The following is an 11894-nucleotide window of genomic DNA, read 5'->3' as shown; positions in this document are numbered from 1 at the left end:
ACAATGGGAAAAAACAATCGTGAAGCGAAAGAAAAAAAAGGACAACCTGAACCATTAAGCGGATCTCATAAAGTAAAAAACCGTAACCATTCACGCCAAAAACATCATGCGCATCATGATATGTAAAACAAAAAGTGCACACTAGCTATCTTTTCCACATACAATGTTTATATTTTTCCATTTATTCTTCACCCCTAATTCATTCATGCATAACATAGTATGAATTGAGATTTTACGGAGGGTGTCTTACATGGGCAAGAAAAAGAAGGATTGTCTTTTTCATGTTGATGGTTTCGAAGAATGGATGGATCAGTTTTGTTCTGACTCTTGTAGTAACTTTAGTTTCCCAAATCAAATTCATATTGACCTTTGCGAAACTGAACAAGAATACATTTTGGAAACAGATGTACCAAATGCCAATGAACAAAATGTAGTCATTAAAAAGATGGAGACAGGCCTAACCATTTGCATACTTCATAAAAACATTTCTTTGCAGCGAACTATCCCTTTACCCGCTAATGTTATTTATAAGAAGATGCTAGCCTGCTTAGAGAATGGTTTTTTGGCCATTCATATTTCCAAAAATGAAGTTGCTGATAAACATGAAAAGAAAGTTCTTTTTTCAAATTAAGAGTTAATATAATACAAACATAAGCCCCAGTTGGTACTGGGGCTTATGTTATTTCGCATGTATTTCTATATTAGAATTTCTATCATATCTTTTTTTCAATAAACCTTTTGTAACTAAAAGCACAGGAAATGCCACAGTTGAGAATATAGCTAATGCTGAAAATACTGCAAACCCATTTTGGTACCCGTAGTAATCGAGAAGTACTCCTCCAAACCACGGACCTATTACTGCTCCAATTCCCGAAAAGCCCATCGCACCGAAGTATGTTCCTTTTAGATACGCAACAGCAATATCATCAATAAATACATCCGTCATCGAAAACATTAAGACTTCTCCAATTGTAAAAATAATTGTACAAACGGCAGCACCTAGCATGGATTCTACTATTCCAAAGCCAAATAATCCCCCACTCACAAATAAAGCCCCCACCATAATGGATACTAACGGTGTATACTTTTTACAAATTTGAATAACAGGGTATTGAATTACGACTACAACAATCGCATTTAAAGCTAGCATATATGAAAATAATTTCACTCCATCCTGAAATATATGTGCATTTGCAAAATATTGAGATACTGTTGTCGTTAAATGAGAAAAACCACAATTACTCAAAATAATACCAACTAGTGCAACTAAAAATACGACATCCTTTCGCACAATACGAATTGCCTTTAACATTGTGACAGGCTTTTCTGTATTTACTTTCTTTTTTTCAATCGGATACTTCTTAAATTGGAACGCTAATATAGCTGTATATAAAATGTATACTCCAGCTGCTACTAAAAACGGAATTGTTGATTTTGCGCTTCCAATCTGTAACCCGACAAGTGGGCCAATCGCTACTCCAACATTGATTGCACCGTAACGCAAATTATATACGAGTAAACGATACTCAGGTTTCGTTAAATCTGATAATAACGCTCTTGATGTTGGCTCAAAAAATGACCTACATAATCCATTCAAAGCATTTAATAAAAAGAAACTTAAAACATGATCTGCAAGTGAAAAACCAATGAATACAAAGACCCAAACGATCATGGACCATATTATAATCATATTTCGACCGAATCGATCTGATAAATTCCCTCCGATAAAACTAGCAAACACTCCAACAAGTGCACTCGTTCCGATAATAGCACCTGTCATTCCAGCTGATACACCTTTCACAGTCGTTAAATAAATCGCTAAAAAAGGAATACTCATTGACGTGGCGAACCTCGCAAATAAAGTCCCTATTATAATTGTCATTCCTAACGGATGAATATTTTGCAACTTCCCCTTCATCTTAAAAACCTACTCTCCCTGTTCTTACATAAAAAAAGAAAGCAAAGGATCTGCTTTCTTTTCCCTTTTTATACTTGCGCTGTTGATACCCGCGCTGTTCTCGTTATATCCATATCTATGCCATATGTAAACTGTAATTCTTTACAAACATCTTTAATTAATATTGCAACATTATACTTCTCATTAAATTGTAAAACGATGTTCTCCACTTCTTCATATGTATACTTATATTCGCCTGTAATGACACTTTTTAGATCAAAGCATTCGTTAATACAAAGTTGTACAAGTAGCTGGTCATATTTCTCTATTACATCTTCTTTCTTCCAAAGTAACTCTTTTACATATAACCGATCAAACTTCACACTTTCTCGATTACAATCCGTTAAAATCCGGGTCATTTCATTTAATTCTCGATACAATTCAGAAATATTTTTGCTTAAACTAAGCAGTTTATCTACGCCATTTTCATATAACATATTTATTCCACCCCCGCATTTTCTTCTTATTATAGCAAGAAAATTCTAAAAATAGTTTCTTTCTTCTGAAATATTAGGAAACTAATTTCAATTGCTTTACAATGAAACTAGTTAATGCGAGAGGAGAAAGAAAATTGGAGCACAAATTATATTACACTGACGCTTATAAGCAAGAATTTACTACTAAAATTATAAAGCAAGATTATGATAAAGACGGTAACTTATACGTTGTTTTAAACGAAACCGCATTTTATCCGACTGGTGGCGGACAACCACATGACACTGGAACTTTAAATGGTATTGCTGTACTTGATGTTGAAGAAGTCGACGAAGAAATCCGCCACTTCATTGCAGAACAATTACACACAGAAGACGTAGAAGGTAAAATCAATTGGGAGCGCCGGTTTGATCATATGCAGCAACATGCAGCTCAGCACATTTTATCTGCTGTTTTTTGGGACTATTTCAACATACCTACGATTGGATTCCATCTTGGAAAAGAAACGATAACAATTGATTTAGAAACAGAAAATCTGCATGCAGAAACGGTTGAAAAGGCAGTACAAATTGCCAATAAAATCGTTTTTGAAAACCACCCAATCCGTATAGAGTGGATGAACTTAGAAGAAGCAAAAACATTACCTCTTCGTAAAGAACCAACTATGACAGAGAATATACGTGTTGTTATTATCGAAAATTACGACTACAATGGCTGTGGTGGAACCCATCCGAAATGCACTGGTGAAGTTGGTCCTATTCAAGTACTAGGATGGGAGCGCAATAAAGGTGGTATACGCTTAACCTTTATCGCTGGTTGGCGTACACTTAAATTAATGGGGCAACAGCAACAAATTATGAAAGATGTTTCCAAACAATTAAACAGTAGCGAAACTGATATCCCAGCAAAAGTAGCACAGCTTCTTACCTCTCAAAAGGAAAACGAAAAAACAATACAAACAATGAATGAAAAATTATTATTTGCAGAGGCAAATGAATTACTGCAACAGCCCACCGAAATACATGCTGGGTTACTTATTTCTAAAGCATTTACAGATCGTTCTATGCAAGAAATTGCAAAACTATCAGCTATCATTACAGAACAACAAGAGCATGCAATTACGTATTTCGTCATCGAAAATGATGACAAACTACAATGTATTCTCGCTTGCGGAAAAACAGTAACGCTCGATATGAATGCTCTTTTAAAAGATGCTCTTCCTGCAATTGAAGGAAAAGGTGGCGGAAATAAAAAGAGTGCACGCGGCGGCGGAAAAGCGGTGATGAACGGGGACGAGTTTTTAAATCAGCTTGTCTCTTCTTTACAGTCAGCAGTGTAAAACATGTTTATGAAGGATAGCTAACGGCTATCCTTCAACTATATTTACAGGCCTATATGTTGTTTCAACCCTTGATAACTTCCTGCATTTGCAAAACCGCCACTTATAAGATTGATAAAAGTTTCCGAAAAACCATAATAACTTAATTCGTTAATCGGTACCATTTGCACATCATGAATCGGATTATGATCGAACTCGTTAGAAGGTAGTGTAATTTCACCTTCAATCCTTTCAAGCAGAAACGTAATATGTAACAAAGATGGACTAGCATCTGGTTTATCACAAACATAGAGTAGCTTCTTAATTTTAACTTCTAATCCCGTTTCTTCTCTCATTTCTCGAATCATCGCTTCTTCTAACGTTTCACCATTCTCTACCCTTCCTCCAGGTAAAGACCAATCGCGATTAGCCACTTTTTGCTTTACTAGCAATACTTTTTCATCTTCAATTAAAATTCCCGTAACACGAACTTGCATTACATTTTCCATATGTAATCTCCTCTTCCTGTTATATTTACAAATTAATCCTTCCACAAAGAGAACATACGTTTTATAATTAAAGAAAATTATGGAAGAAAGAAGTTGTTATATTCATGCGTCCACCTTTAACAAAATCTATATCACTTGAAGATTTTCAAAACTATTATTGGTTAAAAGCAGAACTGCAAACATTTTGTCGCGAGCATGGTTTGCCAGCTAGTGGCTCTAAGACCGAAATAACCGAGCGTATCTCACATTATTTAACTACGGGGAAAGTCTTAAAAAACAGCTCTGTGCCAAAAGTGAGCAAAGCTCCCCTCTCTTATAAAGACCTTTCTCTTCAAACGATTATTACTAAAAATCACCGCTGTAGCGAAGATGTTCGTGCTTTTTTCAAAGAAAAAATCGGAACAAACTTCCGCTTTACAGTAGCTCTTCAAAAGTTTTTTAAAGAGAATGTTGGAAAAACATATGAAGACGCGATAACATTTTGGTATGAAGAAAACGAACGAAAAAAGATCCTACTTATAAAACAACGATCAGCGCGCAATTTGAATACAATCGCTTTACTCGGGACTTTTTCGAAGATCCAAATAATAAAGGAAAAGCAAAAGCTGATGCGATTGCTGCTTGGAACGAAATGAAAGCGAAGCCTGGCAGCAATGTTTATGTTCCTCAAAAAGTAGAAAACTAGTTACCTCACTAGTCTTCTACTTTCTCAAATAATAGCGCAATCCCTATCCCGCCTCCAATTCCTAATGTAGCAATTCCATATTTCATAGACTCTCTTTGAGCCTGATAAAACAAACGTGTTACAAGCATAGCCCCAGATGCACCGTACGGATGACCGAGCGCAATTGCCCCACCATTTACATTTAATTTTTCATACGGAATTTGTAACTCTTTTGCGCAAGCAACAACTTTTGAGGCGAATGCTTCATTTATTTCAAAATAATCGATGTCCTCTACTTTTACATTCATTTCGTTTAATAATCTGTTCACCGCAAATATCGGACCAGTCCCTGGAAGATTGGGATCCACTCCCACTACAGTACTACGAACGAAACGAAGGACAGGTTTATAACCGAACTTTAGGGCTTGTCCCTCTTCCATTACAAGAACAGCACATGCCCCATCATTTACACCACATGAATTACCTGCCGTCACTGTTCCATTTTGTAAAAATGCGGGCTTTGTTCTTTTAATGATTCGTTCATAATTCATTTCTGGCTTTATAGATTCATCTAATAATCCATTAAAAGAAAATATTTCATCATGTATATATCCTTTTTCTAACGCTTGCAGTGTCCGCTTATAACTAAGACAAGCGTACTCGTCTTGCATTTCTCTCGTTATGTTATAACGCTCCGCAACATATTCAGCAGCTACTCCCATGTCAGGATCACCAATTGTTTCAGGTGAAAATCTTGCTCTTTTTTGAAAAGGTGACGTACTTGTACTCTCTACTCCTCCGGCGATATAGCAATTACCTGCCCCGCCTTGAATGAGATGACACGCAGTTCGAATTGCTTCTAAACCAGCACCACATTGCCGATCAATCGTTACACCAGGAATATGATAGCCAAGTCCTGCCTCTAAAGCAGATAATCTTGCAACATTCCCTCCTGGCCCAACAACATTTCCTAATATAACATCGTCTATCTCTCTCTTAATTCCTTTACTTAAAAACGTAAGAAGCGGCGTTGCTAATTGCTGAACTTCATACTCTTTTAATATCCCATCCTTCTTACCGATAGGTGTTCTTTTCGCCTCTACAATAACTGCCTTATTCATATGTTTTCTCCCGGTTTTCAATCATACTTTTTGCTTCCATACGAGCGATTTTCCCACTATTTGTATAAGGTATTCCATCTACAAAATGCCATTCTTTCGGTATTTTAAACGAGGATAATCGTTGTAAGCAAAAACTCTTTAATTGTTGTTTCGTAGCACTTCCTTTTACGATCGCGACGGGCTTTTCACCCCAGTAACTATCTTTCACACCAATTACAACTATTTCATCAACAGCTGGGTGTTCATGTAATACACTTTCTATTTCTTCTGGATAAATATTGATTCCTCCAAATAAAATCATATTCTTCTCTCTACCAACAATATATATAAAGCCTTCTTCATCTTCATAGCCTACATCTCGCACTGTCATCCAGCCATCTGCATTCAACTCCCGTGTTAAACCCCCATCTATTATGTATCCCATAAAAAACTGATCACTTTTCACATAAACAGTTCCTATCTCGCCTTTTTGTACTTCTTCGCCTGCTTCATTACATATTCGAACTTGCACATTGTGACAAGGTTTTCCTACTGAATTTGGCCTTCTTTCGCTTTCTGCATCGACTAGTGCTGTTACAAAACTTAACTCTGATGCACCATAAAATTCATATCTTTTCGCATAAGGAAATATATTCTTTATTTTTTCTTTCGCTTCAGCTTCCCATTTCGCTCCTGATGAAATAATTTTCATTTTATTTTCTATTAATCTATTTTCTTTATATAAAGATTCAAGCATTGTCGGAACTGTATACATAACCGATATATTTTCAGTTTCTAACTTATCTAATACTTGATTCGGAATGAACTTTCTCATAATGTGCACCGTTTGTCCTACATATAATGCACTTATTGCCCCGTATAAGAAAAGAGAATGAACGAGCGTCCCAGCTATTAAAATTGAATCCTCCGTTTTCATATGAAAGTCATGTACATTACAATCAAAACTATGAATCCACGATTGCTGTGCACGTAAAAATGCTTTTGCTTTTCCAGTTGATCCTGATGTAAATCCCATATAAAAGGGAGCATTTCGTAAACTTTCTACAGTGGAATGTGTAGGAAGATATTTCTCTATCATTCTTTTCCACTCATCAATTTCAATTACTCTTCCTTCTTCATGCGATAAATCATTTACCTTATATCTTTCTGTCACAATCATATCCGGATTACTGATTTCAATTCTTTCTCTGAGCTCATCTTGTTTCCACTTTATATCTAACGGAACACAAACCCACCCGGCCATAGCGGCACCAGCAAATAGTTGTAAAAACTCTATACGATTTTCTAATAGGATTGCTATTGTTTTATTCTTTGATTCTGTTGCGTGCAACCAGTTTGCTACTTTACAAACTGATTCGAACCACTCTTTATATGTTAAAACTCTATCATTTTCCTTTATCGCTATTTTATTTGGTTGTAAAGAGGCATGCTTTTTGTATTCTTTTGTAATACCCATATGAGATGTCCTTTCTTTACAAAAATAATAAAAAGAAACACGGAATTAACGTGTTTCTTCCCTTTATCATCCCGCATTTGTATATTTTCCATTCTTTAAAGCGGGCGTAATAATATGTTTCAATGAACGATGTAATTTTGTTACGAGAATCGCCGCGATAATTGCTTTTATACAATCCCCTGGTAAAAACACAGCACTCACTTTCATTGTCTCCCATACAGAAACATCCATTAAAAACGCTTGTACAGTAATACCAAATACATAAACTACGAAAATACCACCAATTATATTAATACATAATACTTTTATAATAGAAACTTCACGTAAACGCTCAATTAAATAACCAATAACAAACGCTCCAATGATGTAACCAAGTAAATATCCTGCACTTGGCCCAACAAATACACCAAGGCCACCGCGTCCACCAGCAAGTAATGGTGCTCCAACTCCTACAATAAGTAAGAAAATAAGCTGACTTAATGCACCAAGGCGTGACCCTAACAATCCACCCGCAAGCATAACACCGAGTGATTGCAATGTAATCGGAACTGGTGTAATAGAAAGAGCAATCGGAGGTATTAACCCTAACACTCCCATAATAGAACTAAATAAAGCGACGAAAACTAATTTTTTTGTATGCATATTTTCTTCTCCTGTTTGTAAACTTAAAAGTGTTTTTAGGTAACATATCACGAAAATTATATTATCTTTCCACCCTTCTTTTGTCAACTTTTATTTCATTTAAGTTTACAAATAAGAATTTACTTATTTCTCTCTATGCAAATGCTCCAGTTCTTTCCGAAGCGCCTGTTTCAAAAACTTCCCAACAGATGTTTTCGGTATTTCTTCCATAAATACAATATCATCTGGTAACCACCACTTCGCAAACTGTGGTTTTAAAAACTCATATATTTCTTCTTTTGTAACCGTACTATTTTTCTTTTGAACGACGCAGGCAATTGGTCGTTCTTGCCACTGAGGGTGAGGAATCGCAACGACGGCCGCTTCAAATATAGCATCATGTGCCATTAAAGCATTTTCAAGATCGACCGAAGAAATCCATTCTCCCCCGCTTTTAATAACATCCTTCGTACGGTCAACAATTTTCACGCAGCCTTCCTCATCAACCGTAACGACATCTCCTGTATATAACCAACCATCACGAAAACCTTCGACAGTACGATTATCGTTATAATAGCTTTCAGCGATCCATGGCGCTCGTAAACATAGTTCTCCCATCTCCGTACCATCCCACTTCACTTCACCATTTGTACCGACTACTTTCATCTCTACACCAGGGACAAGATACCCTTGTTTTGATCTAATTTCTAATTGCTCTTCATACGATAATTCTGTTTCATAACTTTTTAAACGTGCAAGTGTTACGAGTGGGCTCGTTTCAGTCATACCATATGCATGTATGAATGGAACATTATGTTTCTGTTCAAATGCTTTAATAACGCTTTTCGGCGCAGCTGCACCTCCGCATAGTATTCTCGTCATACTAGATAAATCGTAACTATTATTTTCTAACTCTTGTAATACGCCGAGCCAAATTGTCGGCACACCCGCAGCTAACGTCACTTTTTCTGATTGAATCATCTCTAATAAAATTTTTGGGGTAAACATCGGTCCAGGAAGAACTTGTTTTGATCCAAACCAAGTAGCGGCAAAAGGAAGTCCCCAAGCGTTCACATGAAACATCGGGACGATTGCCATTGCTGCGTCACTTTCCGATAAAGCAGCTGTATCAGCTAAACCGAGTGCCATACAATGCAATACAGTACTACGATGCGTATATACAACACCTTTTGGGTTTCCTGTAGTCGCTGACGTATAACACATACCAGCAGGTGTATTTTCATCAATATCTTTTACAAATTGGAAATTGGGATCGCCTTCTTCTAATAGCTTTTCATAATGATATACAGGCTCCAGCATAGTATTTGGAAGTTCATCTTTATCAGTCATAATAATGTAAGCCTGTACAGTTGATAATTGTGATTGAATATTTTCAACGAGCGGTATGAGATCTTCATCTATAAGTAGAATTCGGTCTTCTGCGTGCTGAATAATGTATGAAATATGTTGAGGAGATAAACGAATATTAATCGTGTGCAAAACAGAAGCAATACCTGGAATAGCAAAATACGCTTCTACATGTCGATGATGGTTCCACGCTAACGTTCCTACACGTTCACCTTCTTTAATTCCAAGCTTTTTCAACGCACTGGAAAGTCTTCTCGTCCTTTCCCCTAACTGCTTATACGTTAACGTTGTAACTGTATCATGTGTCCGTGAAACAATTTCTTTCTTCGAAAACAGTTTCTCTGCTCTTTCCATCATAGAACTAATTGTTAGCGGTACATTCATCATCATATTGGTTATATCCCCCTTTAAAGCGTTTTCATTTTTCGTTTATTATAACAGAATTCCGCAAATGGTTACGACATTTTTCTGTTTTTTCTGAATTATTTCTTTGGAAATAATTCAGAAAAAACATGTTTTGAATACATTGATTCGAAACATGTTTTTTATCTTTTATAAACTATCTACCTTTTTTCTTACTTTCTTTTTCAGTTTAAAAATAAAACGATTACTGTATTCCTTATTTTCTACTAAAATTCGATATATCTCCCATACTCCTAACACACGAACAAAAAGATAAACTCCGATAGCAATAAGTACAACACAGTACGGATAATACTGAACTAATTCCCCTGAAGTGATATGCTTTTTCTCAAACAAAAACGGGATCGCGCCTGCTGCTATAAAACAAAATCCAACGATCATTACCGCAGCATACTTCTTCTTAATAATCACATATCTTTTTGTCAATTCTTTTAGAAAGTTTTGATCAAATAGTAGTTCTTCCTTTTTCAATACATTGTATCGACTCTCTTCTATCGTTACAGGTGCCATCATTGCTCCAATTCCAAGAACAGCAATGATAATGACAAGAAATGTCGACATTGTTGCATTTTCTTTAAATAATAGATACGGTATTGTAGACAAAATAAGCAAACTAAACCCTAACGCTATATATTTTGAAATCTTTTGTCCGTACACTATATACCCTTCTGCCATTTCCTGACTTACGTAATAGCCATCCACATTTTCATTACTTTGCTCTGCAGTTTCTTTTAATAAATAGTCGAGTGATACCTCAAAAACATTTCCAATCATTATTAACTTTTCAGTTTCAGGAAAACCTTGACCGTTTTCCCATTTACTAACCGCTTGCCTTGTTGTGTTTAATTTTTCAGCTAATGCTTCTTGAGAAAGGCCCTTTTCCTTTCTTAATTTAAAAAGCTTTTCACCAAATCCCATATGTGTGCCCCCCTTTGTTTTCTTACCTAAATTGTATGTAGACATTGCCCTTATCTCTATCTTCCCGGGGTTGCACTTTGTCAACTTACGGTTGCGATTGTGTTATTTAGTGGTTTTATAGACGATTTAGCTATTTTCCTTCTATGATTATGGCGTTAATAAACCAAGACCCCTTAACAACCAATTATAACAATTAAAGGTAATTATTGTTATAAAAAATAAAAAAACTCCTTTATTCATTTAAAGGAGTTTTTTATATGAAATATTTCATTTATCCATATATCTTTCTCGAGATATACAATATCTTTTCGTGTCACGATACTTACCTTTAATGAACATATCCTTTTGAATCGTGCACTCGTACTCCATATTCAAACGTTTCATTAATTTTTCAGATGCTTCATTTTCTGAATCACATCCCGCTTCAATACTATTAAGATGCAACTCATGAAAACCATAGTAGAAAAAAGCTAATGCAGCCTCCGTAGCTAATCCTCTTCCCCAATATTTTCGAGATAAGGCGTATGCAATTTCTGCTGTATGTGTGACCAAATCATATTTAATAAATCCACACGTGCCTATAAGTTTCTTCTCCTCTTTTAATACAATTCCAAGAGGTGCTACTTGCCCTCCATTGTACTGACCCACAATTTCTTCTATATAGTTATATGTGTCACATAACAATCGATGAGCATCCCATACAGTAAAAGTTGTCATCTCTTTATCTGTAGCATACTCATATATATGTAAACTATCACTCATATTCATTTTCCTTAACATAAGTCGTTTCGTATACAAAGTTGGATATGACCACTTCTCAATAATCATAACGGTTTCTGTTTAAACCTTTCATAATTCCTTACCTTTAGTAAAAGGATATTCCCACAATCTGTACAAATATAAGCATCCACCGGCGAAGATGTGAACATCGTTTCCTTTTTCCGTATTTGTGCATATCCGACAAACTCACCTTCTCCTATATTTTGAGAACCACAATTAGAGCATGTCTGCACGGCTTTTTGTTTCATGAGAGCACCACCTTTAATCTGTTTCTACTCCCTTCGACAGTTCACTTCCATTTCCCTTCCAAAAAACCTCTTATTC

General features: G+C 35.9%; 13 protein-coding genes and 1 pseudogene. 4 read left to right on the top strand and 10 right to left on the bottom strand.

What is annotated here, in order from left to right:
• The first annotated feature begins 3 nt into the window (after positions 1-3).
• Positions 4-126, top strand: a complete 123-nt coding sequence (locus B9A45_RS11335) for a small acid-soluble spore protein P (protein ID WP_000517649.1) — start codon at positions 4-6, stop codon at positions 124-126.
• A gap of 124 nt (positions 127-250) precedes the next feature.
• Positions 251-631, top strand: a complete 381-nt coding sequence (locus B9A45_RS11330) for an Hsp20/alpha crystallin family protein (RefSeq protein WP_000516731.1) — start codon at positions 251-253, stop codon at positions 629-631.
• 48 nt (positions 632-679) lie between these two features.
• Here the strand turns inward: B9A45_RS11330 and B9A45_RS11325 are convergent, their stop codons facing one another.
• Together B9A45_RS11325 and B9A45_RS11320 are read right to left on the bottom strand one after the other, a co-directional pair.
• On the bottom strand, positions 680-1918 hold the full coding sequence (locus tag B9A45_RS11325) for an MDR family MFS transporter (protein WP_084064038.1): 1239 nt from the start codon (positions 1916-1918) through the stop codon (positions 680-682).
• A 68-nt stretch (positions 1919-1986) separates the two neighbouring features.
• On the bottom strand, positions 1987-2394 hold the full coding sequence (locus B9A45_RS11320) for a hypothetical protein (protein WP_000965133.1): 408 nt from the start codon (positions 2392-2394) through the stop codon (positions 1987-1989).
• Between the two features lie 134 nt (positions 2395-2528).
• On the opposite strand from B9A45_RS11320, the gene B9A45_RS11315 reads away from it, so the two are divergent.
• The gene (locus B9A45_RS11315) at positions 2529-3731 is read left to right on the top strand and encodes a serine-tRNA(Ala) deacylase AlaX (RefSeq protein WP_000400390.1); all 1203 of its coding nucleotides are present in this window, start codon (positions 2529-2531) and stop codon (positions 3729-3731) included.
• Positions 3732-3775: 44 nt separating this feature from the next.
• On the opposite strand, the gene B9A45_RS11310 is transcribed toward B9A45_RS11315, so the two are convergent.
• A complete protein-coding gene (locus tag B9A45_RS11310; protein WP_000432562.1) occupies positions 3776-4219 on the bottom strand; it encodes an NUDIX hydrolase in 444 nt (147 codons plus the stop codon).
• Positions 4220-4323: 104 nt separating this feature from the next.
• Between B9A45_RS11310 and B9A45_RS11305 the strand changes: the two are divergent.
• A pseudogene (locus tag B9A45_RS11305) lies at positions 4324-4904 on the top strand (DUF6434 domain-containing protein).
• Between the two features lie 8 nt (positions 4905-4912).
• On the opposite strand, the gene B9A45_RS11300 reads toward B9A45_RS11305, so the two are convergent.
• From B9A45_RS11300 to B9A45_RS11265, 7 genes are all read right to left on the bottom strand, one after another.
• The gene (locus B9A45_RS11300; RefSeq protein WP_058839937.1) at positions 4913-6004 is read right to left on the bottom strand and encodes an acetyl-CoA C-acyltransferase; all 1092 of its coding nucleotides are present in this window, start codon (positions 6002-6004) and stop codon (positions 4913-4915) included.
• On the bottom strand, positions 5997-7460 hold the full coding sequence (locus B9A45_RS11295; protein ID WP_084064037.1) for an acyl-CoA synthetase: 1464 nt from the start codon (positions 7458-7460) through the stop codon (positions 5997-5999). The genes B9A45_RS11300 and B9A45_RS11295 overlap by 8 nt, the downstream gene beginning before the upstream one ends.
• Positions 7461-7526: 66 nt before the next feature.
• Positions 7527-8102: a biotin transporter BioY gene (locus B9A45_RS11290; RefSeq protein WP_000556954.1), complete on the bottom strand. Its 576-nt coding sequence runs from the start codon at positions 8100-8102 to the stop codon at positions 7527-7529.
• 123 nt (positions 8103-8225) lie between these two features.
• Entirely contained in the window at positions 8226-9839 is a 1614-nt protein-coding gene (locus tag B9A45_RS11285) for a long-chain fatty acid--CoA ligase (protein WP_084064036.1), read from the bottom strand.
• Between the two features lie 162 nt (positions 9840-10001).
• Entirely contained in the window at positions 10002-10790 is a 789-nt protein-coding gene (locus B9A45_RS11280; RefSeq protein WP_000505614.1) for a helix-turn-helix domain-containing protein, read from the bottom strand.
• A gap of 267 nt (positions 10791-11057) precedes the next feature.
• Entirely contained in the window at positions 11058-11618 is a 561-nt protein-coding gene (locus B9A45_RS11270) for a GNAT family N-acetyltransferase (RefSeq protein WP_065703456.1), read from the bottom strand.
• Positions 11615-11818, bottom strand: coding sequence for a hypothetical protein (locus tag B9A45_RS11265; protein ID WP_000810193.1), 204 nt, complete (start codon positions 11816-11818; stop codon positions 11615-11617). Before B9A45_RS11265 ends, B9A45_RS11270 begins: the two co-directional genes overlap by 4 nt.
• Positions 11819-11894: the final 76 nt, after the last annotated feature.

The sequence above is a fragment of the Bacillus sp. JKS001846 genome (assembly GCF_900176455.1).
Taxonomy (GTDB): Bacteria; Bacillota; Bacilli; order Bacillales; family Bacillaceae_G; genus Bacillus_A; species Bacillus_A cereus.
Note: the sequence above shows the minus strand (reverse complement) of the source record. Positions and strands in the feature narration are given on the sequence as shown.